Annotated in this window: 16 protein-coding genes and 1 riboswitch; of the genes, 6 read left to right on the forward strand and 10 right to left on the reverse strand. The window is 51.3% G+C overall.

Features of this window, described 5'->3' with window-relative positions:
• Positions 1–10: 10 nt before the first annotated feature.
• The 6 genes from P0D43_RS07500 to P0D43_RS07525 form a co-directional block, all read right to left on the reverse strand.
• Positions 11–1,240, reverse strand: a complete 1,230-nt coding sequence (locus P0D43_RS07500) for an argininosuccinate synthase (protein ID WP_394673648.1) — start codon at positions 1,238–1,240, stop codon at positions 11–13.
• A 35-nt stretch (positions 1,241–1,275) separates the two neighbouring features.
• On the reverse strand, positions 1,276–2,187 hold the full coding sequence (gene argF, locus P0D43_RS07505) for an ornithine carbamoyltransferase (RefSeq protein ID WP_008252656.1): 912 nt from the start codon (positions 2,185–2,187) through the stop codon (positions 1,276–1,278).
• 37 nt (positions 2,188–2,224) lie between these two features.
• The gene (locus P0D43_RS07510; RefSeq protein ID WP_371717133.1) at positions 2,225–3,406 is read right to left on the reverse strand and encodes an aspartate aminotransferase family protein; all 1,182 of its coding nucleotides are present in this window, start codon (positions 3,404–3,406) and stop codon (positions 2,225–2,227) included.
• A gap of 123 nt (positions 3,407–3,529) precedes the next feature.
• The gene (locus tag P0D43_RS07515; protein WP_159568350.1) at positions 3,530–4,504 is read right to left on the reverse strand and encodes a complex I NDUFA9 subunit family protein; all 975 of its coding nucleotides are present in this window, start codon (positions 4,502–4,504) and stop codon (positions 3,530–3,532) included.
• 19 nt (positions 4,505–4,523) lie between these two features.
• On the reverse strand, positions 4,524–5,279 hold the full coding sequence (locus P0D43_RS07520; protein ID WP_394673649.1) for a transglycosylase SLT domain-containing protein: 756 nt from the start codon (positions 5,277–5,279) through the stop codon (positions 4,524–4,526).
• 57 nt (positions 5,280–5,336) lie between these two features.
• Positions 5,337–6,515: a hypothetical protein gene (locus P0D43_RS07525; RefSeq protein WP_394673650.1), complete on the reverse strand. Its 1,179-nt coding sequence runs from the start codon at positions 6,513–6,515 to the stop codon at positions 5,337–5,339.
• On the opposite strand from P0D43_RS07525, the gene P0D43_RS07530 reads away from it, so the two are divergent.
• Positions 6,514–7,086 carry a 5-formyltetrahydrofolate cyclo-ligase gene (locus P0D43_RS07530; protein WP_394673651.1) on the forward strand — a complete coding sequence of 191 codons (573 nt, stop codon included), beginning with the start codon at positions 6,514–6,516 and terminating at the stop codon, positions 7,084–7,086. The two genes, P0D43_RS07525 and P0D43_RS07530, sit on opposite strands and share 2 nt — an antisense overlap.
• On the opposite strand, the gene metF is transcribed toward P0D43_RS07530, so the two are convergent.
• The 4 genes from metF to metK form a co-directional block, all read right to left on the reverse strand.
• On the reverse strand, positions 7,080–7,901 hold the full coding sequence (metF, locus tag P0D43_RS07535; protein ID WP_159569573.1) for a methylenetetrahydrofolate reductase [NAD(P)H]: 822 nt from the start codon (positions 7,899–7,901) through the stop codon (positions 7,080–7,082). The genes P0D43_RS07530 and metF overlap by 7 nt on opposite strands.
• A 19-nt stretch (positions 7,902–7,920) precedes the next feature.
• Positions 7,921–8,721 (reverse strand): TlyA family RNA methyltransferase, encoded by an 801-nt coding sequence (locus P0D43_RS07540; RefSeq protein WP_159568353.1) that lies wholly within the window; start codon positions 8,719–8,721, stop codon positions 7,921–7,923.
• 17 nt (positions 8,722–8,738) lie between these two features.
• On the reverse strand, positions 8,739–10,166 hold the full coding sequence (gene ahcY, locus P0D43_RS07545) for an adenosylhomocysteinase (RefSeq protein ID WP_394673652.1): 1,428 nt from the start codon (positions 10,164–10,166) through the stop codon (positions 8,739–8,741).
• A gap of 31 nt (positions 10,167–10,197) precedes the next feature.
• Positions 10,198–10,279: riboswitch (S-adenosyl-L-homocysteine riboswitch) on the reverse strand.
• Positions 10,280–10,356: 77 nt separating this feature from the next.
• On the reverse strand, positions 10,357–11,523 hold the full coding sequence (gene metK / locus P0D43_RS07550) for a methionine adenosyltransferase (RefSeq protein WP_394673653.1): 1,167 nt from the start codon (positions 11,521–11,523) through the stop codon (positions 10,357–10,359).
• A gap of 178 nt (positions 11,524–11,701) precedes the next feature.
• Between metK and P0D43_RS07555 the strand changes: the two genes are divergently transcribed.
• From P0D43_RS07555 to P0D43_RS07575, 5 genes are read left to right on the forward strand one after another with little or no spacing between them, the layout of a single operon-like run.
• On the forward strand, positions 11,702–12,568 hold the full coding sequence (locus tag P0D43_RS07555) for a lysophospholipid acyltransferase family protein (RefSeq protein WP_159568356.1): 867 nt from the start codon (positions 11,702–11,704) through the stop codon (positions 12,566–12,568).
• The gene (locus tag P0D43_RS07560) at positions 12,565–13,440 is read left to right on the forward strand and encodes a lysophospholipid acyltransferase family protein (RefSeq protein ID WP_159568357.1); all 876 of its coding nucleotides are present in this window, start codon (positions 12,565–12,567) and stop codon (positions 13,438–13,440) included. Before P0D43_RS07555 ends, P0D43_RS07560 begins: the two co-directional genes overlap by 4 nt.
• A 39-nt stretch (positions 13,441–13,479) precedes the next feature.
• Entirely contained in the window at positions 13,480–14,355 is an 876-nt protein-coding gene (gene dapF, locus P0D43_RS07565) for a diaminopimelate epimerase (RefSeq protein ID WP_394673654.1), read from the forward strand.
• Positions 14,352–15,002 (forward strand): DUF484 family protein, encoded by a 651-nt coding sequence (locus P0D43_RS07570; protein WP_341237803.1) that lies wholly within the window; start codon positions 14,352–14,354, stop codon positions 15,000–15,002. The genes dapF and P0D43_RS07570 overlap by 4 nt, the downstream gene beginning before the upstream one ends.
• Positions 14,963–15,859, forward strand: a complete 897-nt coding sequence (locus P0D43_RS07575; RefSeq protein WP_159568360.1) for a tyrosine-type recombinase/integrase — start codon at positions 14,963–14,965, stop codon at positions 15,857–15,859. The genes P0D43_RS07570 and P0D43_RS07575 overlap by 40 nt, the downstream gene beginning before the upstream one ends.
• Positions 15,860–15,867: the final 8 nt, after the last annotated feature.

Here is a 15,867-nt window from a genome sequence, read left to right on the forward strand (position 1 = left end):
GATTGATTACTTAGCCGCGTTTCAATTTTGCGTTGGCGGCAATCCGCATGCGCAGGGCGTTTAACTTGATAAAACCACCTGCATCGGCTTGGTTGTAAGCACCGCCATCTTCATCGAATGTCGCGATATTCTGATCGAACAGCGAATCGGTTTTCGAGTCACGGGCCACCACAATCACGTTGCCTTTGTAAAGCTTAATGCGCACCCAACCGTTCACTGTGCTTTGGGTGTGATCGATCAGGGTTTGCAGCGCCACACGCTCTGGCGCCCACCAGTAACCGTTGTAAATCATGCTTGCATAGCGGGGCATCAAGTCGTCCTTCAGGTGGGCCACTTCGCGGTCCAGCGTGATGGATTCAATGGCACGGTGGGCTTTCAACATAATGGTGCCACCCGGGGTTTCGTAGCAGCCGCGGCTTTTCATGCCCACGTAGCGGTTTTCAACCAGGTCAAGGCGACCAATACCGTGTTTGCCGCCCAAGCGGTTCAACTCGGTCAGCACTGTGGCTGGGCTCATTTTCTTGCCGTTCAGGGCAACAATGTCGCCTTTCTCGTATTCGATATCCAGGTACTCAGCTTCATCGGGTGCCGCTTCGGGGCTGACTGTCCAGCGCCACATGGCTTCCTCGGCTTCCGCACTTGGGTTTTCCAGGTGGCGGCCTTCAAAGCTGATGTGCAGCAGGTTGGCATCCATGGAGTAGGGTGCACCGCCTTTCTTGTGCTTCATGTCGATTTCAATGCCAGCGTCTTCTGCGTACTTCAGCAGTTTTTCGCGGCTTAGCAAATCCCATTCACGCCAAGGCGCGATAATTTTTACGCCGGGCATCAGCGCATAAGCACCCAGTTCGAAACGAACCTGGTCATTGCCTTTGCCTGTTGCACCGTGGGAAATGGCATCTGCGCCAGTTTCACGTGCAATGTCGATCAATCGCTTGGCGATCAACGGGCGAGCAATCGAGGTGCCCAGCAGGTACTCGCCTTCGTACACGGTGTTGGCACGGAACATTGGAAATACGAAGTCGCGTACGAATTCTTCGCGCACGTCATCGATATAAATGTTCTCGGGTTTGATGCCAAACTTCAGCGCTTTTTGGCGCGCAGGTTCAAGTTCTTCACCTTGGCCCAAATCGGCCGTGAAGGTCACGATTTCGCAACCGTAGGTGTCTTGCAGCCATTTCAAGATGACTGAGGTGTCCAAACCGCCTGAATAGGCCAGTACTACTTTATTAATATCGCTCATGGTTCTCGATTCAAAAAGGGTTGTTACAGGTCCGCTTACTTGCGGCCCAACAAAAGGAATTCCATCAAGGCTTTTTGCGTATGCAGGCGGTTCTCTGCCTCATCCCACACCACACTTTTGGGCCCGTCAATCACTTCGGCCGCCACTTCCTCGCCCCGGTGGGCGGGCAGGCAGTGCATAAACAGTGCCTCCGGGTTGGCCACATCCATCATTTCAGTGTCTACCTGAAAGTCAGCAAACGCGCGGCGGCGCGCCTTGTTCTCATTCTCAAAGCCCATGCTGGTCCACACGTCGGTGGTTACCAAGTCAGCGCCTTTGCAGGCGTCCATCGGGTCTTCGAACCACTCATGGTGGGTACCCTTGATATTGGTTTTAGCCGGGTCGATGTTGTAGTCGCTGGGTGTGGAAATATTGACTTTGAAGTCCAGCAATTCCGCAGCTTGTAGCCAGGTGGCACACATATTATTGCCATCGCCCACCCACGCCACTGTCTTGCCTTGAATGCTGCCGCGGTGCTCAATGAATGTAAAAATATCCGCCAGAATCTGGCAAGGATGGTATTCATTGGTTAGCCCGTTGATCACCGGCACACGGCTGTTGGCAGCAAAACGTTCGATAATTTCTTGCTCGTAAGTGCGGATCATTACAATGTCGCACATGCGTGAAATCACCTGTGCAGCGTCTTCCACCGGTTCACCGCGACCCAATTGGGAGTCTTTCGTGTTCAGGTAAATGGCCGACCCGCCCAGCTGGTGCATGCCCGCTTCAAAGCTCAGGCGCGTGCGCGTGGATGCTTTCTCGAAAATCATCACCAGTGTGCGGTCTTGCAGCGGATAGTAAGGCTCATAACGCTTGAATCGCGCCTTCACGTCGCGCGACGATTGCATCAGGTATTCGAACTCATCTTTACTGATGTCGTTGAATTGCAAAAAATGTTTGATAGGCATTTTTGTAGACCGGCTTGCCTGGCAGGCCGGTTCCTCCTTATGCGGATTGTTCAAGAAACGCTTTAATCAATGGGGCCAATTCCATGGCCAGTGTTTCTGCTTCTTCTTTTTTAATCACCAATGGTGGCAACAAGCGCACCACATTGTCTCGGGTCACGTTGATAATCAAACCTTTGTCGCGTGCAATGGCAACCAGTTCACCGCAAGGCTTCCACAATTCAACACCCACCATCAGACCGCGTCCGCGAATGTCTTTTACACCAGCAATACCTGCCAGCTCGCGTGACAAAACGGCACGAATCAGTTGCCCCATTTGTTCGGCATGTTCCAGCAGACCATCCTCTTCCATGATCTGAATGGTTGCCAGGGCGGCGACTGAAACCAAGGGGCCACCACCAAAAGTGGTGCCGTGGGTTCCGGGTGTGAATACGTCAGCTGCCGGACCAGCGGCAAGGCAGGCTCCAATGGGCACACCCGATCCAAGCCCTTTGGCCAAGGTAATCACATCAGGCTGAATACCCGCATGCTGATAACCAAACCACTTTCCAGTACGTCCAATTCCGCTCTGCACCTCGTCAATCATCAGAAGCCAGCCTTTGGCCGTACACAGCTTGCGCAACGCCTGAAGGTATTCCGTATCAGCCACATTAATGCCGCCTTCGCCTTGCAGCACTTCCAGCAATACGGCTTGAATTTCCGGATGTTCGTCAGCGGCCTGTTCAATGGCTGCAAAGTTTTTATACGGCACGCGTACAAATCCGCCCGGCAAGTCGCCAAAACCCACTTTGGCTTTCGGGCTGTCGGTTGCAGCAAGCGTTGCCAGTGTGCGGCCATGCCAGGCGCGGTCCATCACAATGATTTTCGCGTTCTCAATGCCCTTTTTGTGGCCGTAGTATTTCGCCAGTTTGATGGCTGCTTCGTTGGCCTCTGCGCCTGAATTACAGAAAAAAGCTTCCTGCATGCCAGAAATTTCGCACAGGCGGTCGGCCAGTTCAGCCTGTTCCACAATGCCGTACAGGTTCGAGGTGTGAATCAGTTTGCCAGCTTGTTCCGCGATCGCTTTGACCAGTTTTGGGTGATTGTGCCCCAAACCGTTTACCGCGATACCGGAAAGACCATCCAGGTACTTTTTTCCATCAGTGGACCACAGCCAGGCGCCGTCACCGTGTGTGAAGGCAATAGGCTGGCGGGCGTAGGTTTTCATCAAGTGGTCTGTCACGGTAAAACTCTCTATCAGCAGTGTTCAGGCAAAACGCGGGCTCTAAAAACAAACGCAGCCAATCGGTCGACGTGCGGCTGCGTTATGCAAAGCGAAATTGTACGATGAATCAAGGCTTAAGGGCTAGTCTTGCCGGTGTGCCCGGGTCCTAAATTCATCAAGATCAGAAGGTAAATGCTTGGCTCTCAAGTATTCATGGGCAACTACGGACAAGCACTCGTAGCTGGGCAAGGGAAACGCTCTGCCCGAGGTCCGAATATTGTCAATTTTCATCGAGTCGACATTGTCTCGACTCATGAGCGGCTCTCCGGGTGCCAGTTCCATCAAAAACGCCTGGGCTTTTGCCGCAACATCGGGAATACCGAATATCAGCGGATTCTTGCCCACTGCACGGGCCGAAAGCCTCACCAACTCTTTGAGCGTGAATATCTCGGTGCCGACCAGGTCATAGGTGTTGTGCAGCGTGTCCTTGCCCTGGTCCTCTACACATGCAAATACAGCTTTGGCGACATCACTGACGGACACCGGTTGAAAACGGGCGTCCGCGCCAGCCAATGGAATGAAAGGCGCAATCTTTGCAAGTGAGGCAAAGGTGTTCAAAAACTTGTCTTCACGACCAAACACAACCGAGGGTCGAAGAATTGTCCAGGCCAATCCGCTGTCTTTGACTACGGCTTCACCATCTGTCTTTGAGCGAAGATACATGGATGGTGCAGGGTTTTGTACGCCCACACCCAGCGCGCTAATGTGGACGATGCGCTTTGCACCATGCTTTGACATCGCTGTACACAACGCTTTTGGAAATTCGACATGATTGACCCGAAAGTTCTGGCCATACGGTTTACCCGGTTTGCTGTGAAGCACGCCCAGTAAATTCACGACGATGTCTTGCCCTGAGACAAGGCGACCCAAGGTGGCGCGGTCATGAATATTCGCTTCAACAATTTGACAAGTGGGCAGGGTCAGCAAATGCTTCGCCTTGTCATAGCGACGGGTAGGCACTGTAATTCGGTAACCCGATTTGGCCAGTTGATTACAAACAGCCTGGCCCAGAAAGCCCGAACCACCGATTACCAATACATTTTTCGTTTTACTCATAGCAACAGCATCAACCTAATTACTTGGATCCGTAGATGATACCCAGTCTTTGTTTCAAAGGGGTCGAGGCATTGTTCAACAGCAGGGAATAAGCCACCGTATTGGACATCACGTTCTTCACATAACCCCGGGTTTCATCAAAAGGAATCAACTCTGCAAAAATGGCCCCTTCAATTTGCCTGTCACCCAGGCGGCGTTTCCACAGGGAAGGGCGGCTTGGCCCCGCGTTGTACCCAGCCGAAGCCAGTACGGGTGACTGGTCGTGCTGCTCGAATACCATTTTCAGGTAACTGGTACCCAAGGTCAGGTTGGTTTCAATTTCGGTGATATCAGTTGGTTTGAAGTCGGACAAACCGATTTTCTTCGCTACATACTTGGCGGTGGCTGGCATTACCTGCATCAAACCACTGGCACCCACGCCAGAACGGGCAATGGTTACAAAGCGGGATTCTTGGCGAATCAAGCCGTACACCCACGATTCATCCACACCAATTTCCTTGGTTTTCGCTCGCATATTGTCGCGAAACGGCGTCAGGTAGCGCAAACCCAAGTCATGTTCAGCTTCGGTTCGGTCTGCGGCCGCAATCGCGCGGTCATACAACTGGTTACGTTCAGCCCAAGTGGCAGCAGCAAGTAATTGCCGGTCGTTCATTTGCGCAACTTGCAGGTTGAACTCCCAGAATCCCTCTGTACGCAAGCCCGCATCGTAAAGCGCAAGTGAGCGTGCTAGGCCCGGGTGTTTTTTTGTCCAATCCAGCTCTGCAGCACTCAACAATTCGGGTCGCTTGGGTGCTGTAACCGTATCTCCCAGTTCTTCGTGAGCCAGTTTTCCCTAAAAAGAAAACGGACTGCTGGCTTTGATCCATTCTTGTCTGGCCTCCACCAATTTGCCTGACTGTGCCATAGCGCGTCCGCGCCAGTAGGTCCAGGCCCGGTCTTCTTTCACGTTAGGGCTCATCTCATTGGTGGCCTGAAGCACTGCATTCCAGTCTTCTAAAAGAAGTGCGGCGCGCACTTTCCATTCCTGTTGTTCCTGGCTCATCACGTCAGGGTTACTGCGCTTGAAGTAATTCAGGGCGTTTCTGTCCCACACCAGGCCGGCACGGTACCCAACGTGTGCCCATAACCATTGTTCCGAGCTTAGTGAAAGTTTGCTTTGGTAGTTTTCTGCAATTTGTCGTGCCACTCGTTCGTGGTCATCGACAGCTTTTCTGGCCAGTGCGCCTGTCAAATAAAGGTCAGTGTCCGTAGAGCGACTTGGAGATTTAAGATACTTGTCGGAATTGAAAATAGCCTCCCTCAAAGTTTGGCTATCAATTGCTTTGCCCCAAGCGGTGTCGTTGAATTCTTCAACGAACTTGATCGAATTTGTCAGCTGGTTTGCAGCCACCATTTGCAACACATGGCGATCCAGGTCCTGCGCGCTAACGCCTCCGCGCTTGTAAAGATTTTTCAATAACACCCGGCATGTTTTGGGCAAGCGTTTGTCAAACCCCAGTACAGCATCCAGTTTGTATCTCACCAACTGACCCTGCTCGGCGGAGTACATCAAGTCGGCACACTCAACCCCTTGATCTGGGCGATAACGCAAGTGTTGTCGCTGTTCCGCATAATCGGTCCATTGGGCGGTACGCGCAAGTTGCTCCAGCCAGTCGCGTCGTAGCGTTTCAGCAGGCCAACTGTTGTCGTGTTTGTTCAGCAACGGCAAAATTTCAGATTTATTCCATACCAATTCCTGGTCAGGGAATTGCTTCTCCACACCTTTCTGAAAAAAGCGAAACTGCCAAATGTCCACGTAGGGTCTAAATATGCTTTTTTGCGGCAGGTCGGCGGCCAAGCGGTTAAACTTGTCATACGCGCCATCGGCATACGCAGATTTGATTTGTTTGATCAACTCTGAATCACTTTCCTTGCTGGCCAAAGCGGGTTGAAATGCCATAGCGCCCAATACAAACAAGGGTAGCGAAATCCAACGTGAAATGTGGTGAGAAATTGTCATTGTTCCTGTCATGAAAAGATCATTGCGGCAAAGTGCGTTGGCCTATCGAAATCAGCTGCAGCTTGATGAAAGCCATGCGCTGAGCCAAGACATCTCGATTTCTGTCTCAACTCTACTCCAAACATTCCAGCCTTGCACTGTGGGTCTGTTCTATCCCACGCGCGGCGAGCCGAATGTACTGGGCATCATGAATAATTTGGCCCTTAATGCCTTTTTATGGGCCTTGCCAGTGTGTTGCGAGTCCCCAACAGAACATTTTTTGCAGTTCGCGCAGTTTGCTCCCGACCTGGAATTGGAAGTTGGTCGATACGATATACCGGTTCCAAAATCCAAGTCCTGGGTTCAGCCTTCTGTCTTGATTGTTCCATGTCTCGCCTTTCACAGGAAAGGTGCCAGACTGGGATATGGCGCAGGTTGGTATGACCGCACTTTGAGTCAAATGTCGCACAAGCCCCTGGTAGTCGGTGTTGCCTACGCTTCGACTGAATCCACGTATGACTTTTCAGAAAAGCATGATGTGCTGCTCGATTATATTGCTACTGAGCGAGAGCTGATTTCCACTCGCCCAGGGTGTTCTCAATAGCCGATTTGATCCAGAACGGACAACGTTGGTTGTGCATTGTTCATGGTGTAAAAGTGCAGACCGGGGGCACCTTCCTTAATTAGTTGTTCGCACAGGTTCGACACGACCTCCAGCCCGAACGCGCGAATTGACTCTCGATCGTCACCAAAATGTTGTAATCGGGTGCGCATCCATCGCGGAATTTCTGCACCGCAAGCGTCAGAAAAACGGGCAAGTTGACTGAAATTCGTGATCGGCATAATGCCAGGGATCAGCGGTATTGAAACGCGATGCTGAACCTGATCACGGAAATACAAAAAAGCATCCACATTGAAGAAATATTGCGTAATCGCTGAATTTGCACCGCAATTCACTTTGTGTACAAATGCATCCACATCGGCTGCTGGGCTTTTTGCTTGTGGGTGTGTTTCTGGATAAGCGGCTACCTCGATAAAGAAATGATCGCCTGTTTCCTGTCGAATAAACTCCACCAACTCGCTCGCATAGCGAAACGAGCCTGTCTCCAACATGCCAGAGGGCAAGTCTCCACGAAGCGCGACGATACGCTTGATTCCGTTTTCTTTGTATTGTTTCAGCAAAGCGGCTACTTTTTCTTTGGATGAGCCGACGCACGACAGATGTGGCGCCGCCTCTTCGCCTGAAGCCTTGATTTCCAGTACAGTTGAAAGTGTTCCGTCCTGGGTTGTACCACCGGCACCGAAGGTTACCGAAAAAAACTCGGGTTTTCGTTCAGACAGTTTTTCACGCGTAGCGCGCAATTTCTCTGCGCCTTCATCTGTTTTCGCGGGGAAAAACTCAAAGCTGATATTCATCATGGTGTGTTTATTCACTGTGTTATTGGTTCTCCGCAGCAAGTGAATTCTTCGCTGCGTACACAAAATATTCCTGGTTGCCGTCACCACCCTTCAACTCACACGCGAAAAAATCATTCACGGTCAGGTCGAGTAGCGCGCAGCAAGTCTTCACATCGTTTTCCAGTTGAGCAATGAGGTTCTCGAGGTATTTCACCAAACCATTTTTCCCAATGTGTTCTGGTCCAACTTCAAATTGAGGTTTAACCAAGAACAAACCTTCGCAATTCGCAGGCATAAGCAGCGCGATATTGGGCAGCACCTTGCGAAGTGAAATAAAACTCAAATCTGCCACAACCAGCTCAAAAGGCATGAATTCTGGTTTCAGTCTGACGATGTCCTGCTCAAGTTCGCCGGCATTCACTTTGTACAAGTTGATGCCTTCCATGGCCATTACAGCAGGATGTGCTCTCAGGCTGGGGTGTAGCTGATCCCGTCCAACATCAATTCCTGTCACGCTGAGCGCCCCACGTTGAAGAAGGCAGTCAGTAAACCCCCCGGTAGATTGCCCCAAGTCAATACAACGCTTGCCGCGGACTTCAATTTGGGTGTGTTCAAGCGCATGGTGCAACTTCAATCCACCGCGCGATACAAAACTAGGGGCATCGCAGTGAATCAATTCCAACGTCATGAAGGGCTCGATCTGCTGCGATGCTTTTTTGACAACAACAGGGGCATGAACTACACCATTGCGTACCAACACTTTTCCTTGCTCAATCAAAGTCTGTGCTTGCGCCCTTGAGGGGCACAAGCCTTTTTCAACCAAGGCCAGGTCAGCGCGCAAGGGTAGGTCTGTCCTGATTAATAGCGGTAGTGGTCCGGCTTGTAAGGGCCGTCCTGATGTACGCCAATGTAGCTCGCCTGTGCGGTGCTCAGTTCAGTCAACTGCGCGCCAATTTTCATCAAGTGCAAGCGGGCTACTTTCTCGTCCAGGTGCTTGGGCAATACATAAACACCCACGGGGTAGTTTTCCGTATTAGTCCACAGCTCGATTTGTGCAATCGTCTGGTTGGCAAAGCTTGAAGACATCACGAAAGAGGGGTGGCCAGTGCCGCAACCCAGGTTCACCAAACGACCTTCAGCCAACATGATAATGCGCTTGCCATCCGGGAAAATAATATGGTCAACCTGTGGCTTGATGTTTTCCCACTGGTATTTCTTTACGCTAGCAATGTCGATTTCATTGTCAAAGTGACCAATATTGCAGACGATGGCCTGGTCTTTCATCTTGACCATGTGGTCATGGGTGATGATGTCCTTGTTGCCCGTGGCAGTCACAAAAATGTCAGCCTTGTCTGCTGCATAATCCATGGTCACTACGCGATAGCCTTCCATGGCAGCTTGCAGCGCACAGATCGGATCGATTTCTGTAACCCAAACCTGGGCAGACAGGGCGCGCAATGCCTGAGCAGAGCCCTTGCCCACGTCGCCATAACCAGCAACAACAGCCACTTTACCGGCAATCATTACATCGGTTGCACGCTTGATACCGTCAACCAATGATTCCCGGCAGCCATACAGGTTGTCGAATTTGGACTTGGTTACAGAATCGTTTACGTTAATTGCAGGGAAAGCCAAGTCACCCTTCTTGTGCATTTCGTACAAACGGTGCACACCAGTTGTGGTTTCTTCAGTCACGCCCTTGATTTCTTTCAAGCGCTTGGAATACCAACTTGGGTCAGTCTTCAGCGTTTTCTTAATGGATTCAAACAGGCAAATTTCTTCTTCGCTGCCTGGGTTGTTCAGTACGCTGATGTCTTTTTCAGCCTTGGTGCCCAGGTGCAGCAACATCGTTGCATCGCCGCCGTCGTCCAGAATCATGTTGGAATAACCACCATCTGCCCATTCGAAAATGCGGTGGGTGAAATTCCAATAGTCGGTCAGCGACTCGCCTTTGAAGGCGAACACAGGAATGCCGGCGGCAGCAATTGCGGCGGCAGCATGGTCTTGTGTTGAATAAATATTGCAAGAGGCCCAGCGCACTTCTGCACCCAGCGCTGCCAATGTTTCAATCAGCACAGCTGTTTGAATGGTCATGTGCAGTGAACCGGTGATACGGGCGCCTTTCAAAGGCTGGGATACCGCAAATTCCTTGCGAATGGCCATTAGGCCAGGCATTTCGGTTTCTGCGATTGCAATTTCTTTGCGGCCAAAATCGGCCTGAGACATATCGGCTACGAAAAAATCGTTTTCGCCGTTAGCGGTGATAGGTTTTGCAATGGCGTTCATCACGCCCTCCTTTTTAAAGTTCATAAAGAAAGAAGCGTGAGCGCCGTTGTTTATTTCTTGTTCGAGCCTAGCACCCCAAAAAGCATGGGTGTGTCGCAACGCTCCTCGAACGGCCTAAATTGTAACAGGGTTGGTTCAGGAAGGCCAAGCGGTATTCAAGCGAGCCCTGTCCTGATCAACCCTGTTGGTGTCAAATGCCTGCGGCTGCTTTCAACGCTTCGGCTTTGTCCGTGCGTTCCCAGCTGAATTCTGGTTCCTCGCGGCCAAAGTGACCATAGGCGGCTGTTTTTGCATAAATCGGACGCAGTAAATCGAGCATCTGAACGATACCTTTGGGACGCAGGTCGAAATGGGCTCTGACCAATTCTGTAATTGCGCCGTCGTCAATTTTTCCGGTACCAAAGGTATTTACCATGATGGAAGTAGGGCGTGCCACGCCAATCGCATAGCTCACCTGCACCAGGCATTTTTCTGCCAAACCAGCTGCGACAATGTTTTTGGCCACGTATCGACCTGCGTATGCGGCGGAACGGTCTACCTTCGAGGGGTCTTTGCCGGAAAATGCACCACCACCGTGGGGTGCGGCACCACCGTACGTGTCCACGATAATCTTGCGACCAGTCAAACCACAATCGCCTTGAGGTCCACCAATTACAAAGCGGCCAGTCGGGTTCACCAAATAACTGATGTCGCCTTTGATCAACTCTTTGGGCAACACCGGCTTGATGACCTCTTCAATCACCGCCTCCCGCAGCGTAGCCAACTCGATGTCCGGCGAATGTTGTGTGGAAAGTACAACGGTGTCGATGCAATAAGGTTTTCCGTCTACATACTTGATCGTCACCTGCGATTTCGCATCGGGGCGCAGCCAAGGCAGTCGTCCATCCTTGCGCAACAGGCTCTGGCGTTGAACCAGCTGATGAGAAAGGCTGATCGCCAGCGGCATCAACTCAAGGGTTTCATTGACAGCATAGCCAAACATCAAGCCCTGATCGCCAGCGCCTTGGTCCAGGTCGTTGTCATGGGCTTTGTCCACGCCTTGAGCAATGTCTGGGCTTTGTCGGTCGTAGCAAACCATCACCGCGCAGCTTTTGTAGTCGATACCAAAATCGCCATTGTCGTAGCCGATTTTTTTCAAGGTATCACGCGCCACTTCGATGTAATTTACCTGCGCAGTGGTTGTGATTTCACCAGCCATTACCACCAAGCCAGTGTTGGTCAAGGTTTCGGCAGCGACTCGTGCCTTGGGATCTTGTTCGAGAATTGCGTCTAATACCGCATCAGAAATCTGGTCTGCTACCTTGTCTGGGTGACCTTCTGACACGGACTCAGAGGTGAAGAAGAATTCGTTAGACATTAAAAAAGCTCCAATAAAACAGGGGGTTATTACAGCCGCCATGTTCGATTGAAGCCCGGCGACGCTTTAGCAGATTTGTTTTAGTTCGCCCCGCAAGTTGTCATTTAACTCAGCGAACTTGGGAAATATACAACATTTGGAGGCGAAGGCAAAGCGAGGACTGGTTACAAACTGCCCCATGATCAAATATTTGTTCAAAGTCCTGTCTGTATTTCCCTTGCCAATCCTGCACGCACTAGGCGCATGGTTGGGTTGGGCGGTATATGGTTTGTCGGCCAGTTATCGTCGAAAAATCGATGTCCACTCAAAAATCGCTTTTCCTCACAACGAGTCCTTGCGCTTGGCGGCTGTGAAAGGTTCGGTCAAGCATGCCGGAATGGCACTTTTGGAATTGCCTTTCCTTTGGGGATTGTCGACGCAAAAGGGTGCAGGGCGCTGTACCGATATTTCTGGTTGGGATGTTGTCCAAAAGGCTCAATCCAAAGGAAAAGGGGTTATTTTCCTAACCCCGCACATGGGCAGTTTTGAGTCCACGGCCCAGATATTTTCCACTCGCGCACCCATCACGGTCTTGTATCGCCCCAATCGCAAGGCAGAACTCCAAAATATCATCGAAGACAGCCGGGCCCGCGACAATGTCGCCTTGGCTCCCACCACGATTGGTGGTGTGAAAATCTTGCTCAAAGCCCTAAGGCGAGGCGAAGCGGTCGGGATGTTGCCCGACCAGGTCCCGGCCCAAGGCGAGGGCATTTGGGCTCCCATGTTTGGTCAGCCTGCTTACACCATGACCTTACCGGGTCGACTGCATCAGTCAACCGGCGCTGTAATTGTTCTGGCAATCGGTTACCGAAAACCGGGTGGTAAAGGGTTTTGCCTTGAGCTTTACCCTGGCCCAGAATCTCTGAGTCCTGATCCCGTAGAGGCCGCCACACAAGTGAATGCTGAAATGGAAAAACTGATTCTGATGCATCCCGATCAATATTATTGGGGCTATGAGCGTTACAAGCCTCCCAAAGGTCAGCCTGGCCAACAAGGGCAATCATGACGCAGTTATTGATTTCAATCTGGTTTGCTCTCGCGCGTTTGCCATTCTTCGCTTATCGATTCATCTCTACATCGGTGTCTGCATTGTTGGCCCTGGTGCTGTTTGTATTGGCCCGTGAGCGTCGCCGGGTTGCACTCACCAATCTTTCCTTGTGTTTTCCCGACTCGTCCAATTTCCAGCGCATTCGCTGGGCTTTGGCTCATATTTATTTTTACCTGCGTACATTTTTGGATCGGGCCTGGTTATGGTCGGGTAACGAAAGGGTAGTTCGTGACCGAGTTCGAATAGACAATCCCGAAGCCTTGGCTATTCTTGACACCGAGACTCCCACCATTTTTCTTGCACCCCATTTTTTGGGTCTGGATGCAGCGTGGAGCCGCTTGTGCCTTGAAATCGACATGGTCACCATGTATTCCAACCAGAAAAATCCGGTATTAAATTCGTTGATATTGGAGGGGCGGTCCAAATTCGGGGAGCAATTGCTTTTGTCACGCCAACAGGGCGTGCGTCCCTTGCTTGCAGCAATGAAAAAAGGGCGCCCTTTGTATTATTTGCCCGATATGGACTTCGGCGAGCGCGACTCTGTGTTCGTGAATTTTTTTGGTGTCAAAGCAGCCACTGTCACGGCGGTGGCCAGATTATCGAAATTGCTCAAGGCGCAGGTCGTGCCCGTCACCACGAGATACTGCAATGGCCGTTACCTCATCCATATTCACGAACCTTTACCCAATTTCCCGCTGGAAGATGACACGGACTCTACACAAGCCATGAATCACCACATTGAGTCTTGGGTCAAAGACAACATTCCACAATACTTGTGGTTGCACAAACGATTCAAAACCCGCCCAGAGGGTGAGTCAAGAATATACTGACACCTGAATTAAACAGATTGATGGCTCAACAGATCAAAGATGACTAATCCGACAACACTCAGGTTCACCAAAATGCACGGTGCGGGCAACGACTTCGTTGTGCTCGATAACTGTGCCGGTCAAATTGACCTTAGTCCTGGGCTGATCAAGCGACTCGCCGACCGCCATTTCGGCGTGGGTGCAGACCAGGTCCTTGTTGTCGAATCTTCTTCGCAGGCCGACTTCAAATACCGCATCTTCAATGCAGACGGACAAGAGGTACAGCAATGTGGCAATGGCGCACGTTGTTTCGCGCAGTATGTGTTTGACAAAGGGCTCACTCAGAAAAATCAAATCACAGAGGAAACACTTGCTGGTATTATTCAGCCCGAATTGATCAGGCACAATTGGGTCAAAGTCAACATGGGGCCCGCTGAATTCAGTCCTGGCAATGTGCCATTTATTTCAGAAGGTTTGGTCACCCGAAAAGCGGGTGCCCTAACGCAATACAAGCTCCCGATCGATTTAGGTCCTGAGCTCGAAGAGCTGTGGGTTGGCGTCGCTTCCATGGGAAATCCGCATGTTGTGATACTTTTGGAACAACCTGCCTCTGATGAATTGGTTCAGCACCTCGGCGCAACCCTGGAATCACATCCCCGTTTTCCCGAGAGGGTCAATGTCGGTTTTCTTCATGTGGTGGGTCGCAGCCAGGTTCACCTTCGCGTCTATGAGCGCGGCGTGGGAGAAACTCTGGCCTGTGGAACAGGAGCATGCGCGGCAGCTGTCGTGGGCATGAAAATGGGGCTTATTGCCGAGCGTGTAGACGTGGTCAAAGCCGGTGGAACGCTTACCATTGAATGGAGTGGGCAACAGGACAGTGATGTTTTGATGACAGGCCCAGCGCAAACAGTTTTTGAAGGAGAGTTTTACTTATGACTGACGAGGCCGTTCAGGTTGCCGATTTTTTGAAGGCACATCCCGATTTCTTAATCAAGAACCCGGGTATTTTGGCTTTCATCAAATTGCCCGAGCAAAGCACCGGGAATGTGGCTTCGCTGCACGAGCGTCAAGTTCAAACCATGCGTGAGAAAGTCAAATCACTTGAACTCCGTGTCGTTGAATTGACCCATGCTGCGGTTGAGAATCAAGCCATCATCGGCAACTTGCAGGCGATTACCCGCACATTGTTGACAGTCAAAGATGCAATCGATCTACCTGCCGTGCTGGTCGACGCAATCCAAAAGAAATTTGTAGTACCAATTGTTCGTTTACAGCTGTGGAACGAAAGCGATTGTTCAATCGGTGATTCCGACAAGAGCCGGATTGATGACATGAAAAATCTCTATTGTGGTTTTGCAGAAAATGCGCCGACCTTGTCGTTATTTGACGGAGAGCAAGTGGCACCCCGCTCGGTGGTGTTGATCCCTTTGCGTATTGGTGCCAGTCCGGTGACCTTCGGTTGTCTGGGTTTCGGCTCACCAGACAAAGACCGATTCTCGCCAACTTTAGAAACCGATTTTCTGAATACACTGGCTGAAACCGCATGCGCCGCACTGAGCAGACTCCAGAATCCGCAATCCTGATTCAGCGGTATCTGGATTTTCTGCGCCTGGAGCGTCGTTACAGCGACAACTCTGTGAAGGCTGCTCATCGTGACCTGCTTTTGATTCGCAGCCCACATGACCAAGTCACAGCCTCAGTACTCAAATCAATCCTCGCCCAGCGTCATGCAAATGGCGCTGCGCCCGCAAGCCTCGCCCGCATTGCTTCAAGCTGGCGGGGTTTTTTTAAATATTTGCTTAACAACGGCGCAATCGAGGCTGATCCCACCTTGGGCCTCAAAACACCCAAACTGCCTCGATCATTGCCCAAGGCGGTGGGAGTTGATCCTTTGGCAGCATTGCTTGCCATACCGCTTCCGCAACGGTTTCGGTTCGCCCAGGCGCATGTATTAATTGAACTTTTGTACTGCACTGGTTTGCGAATCAGCGAGGCTTTAACACTTCGGGTTGACGTCTTGAACGGGGCCGCAGAACTGCGGGTTATCGGGAAGGGAAGCAAGACCCGAATTGTGCCTGTGGTCGATGCGCTGCAAACGCGTTTCAAAGAATTTGTAGAACCTCGCCAGCGTCATTTGGTCAAGCTGGGCCGGTTGCAAGAAACTTCACTGTTCGTGTCCGCCAAGGGGCAGGCATTGACTGTCAGGCAAGCCCAGCGAGACGTCGCTGACCATGCTGCGAATTGCGGTTTGGGTCAACATCTGCACCCGCACATGCTGCGTCACTCTTTTGGAAGTCATTTGTTGCAAGGTACGCAAAATTTGCGAGCGGTTCAGGAGTTGCTGGGGCATGAATCAATTGCATCCACGCAGGTGTACACCGCACTCGATTTTGATCACCTTTCCAGCGTCTATGACAACGCATTTCCGCGTGCCAAATAAGTAAATGC

Origin of the sequence: Limnobacter sp. (assembly GCF_043511195.1) — a bacterium.
Lineage (GTDB): Bacteria > Pseudomonadota > Gammaproteobacteria > Burkholderiales > Burkholderiaceae_B > Limnobacter.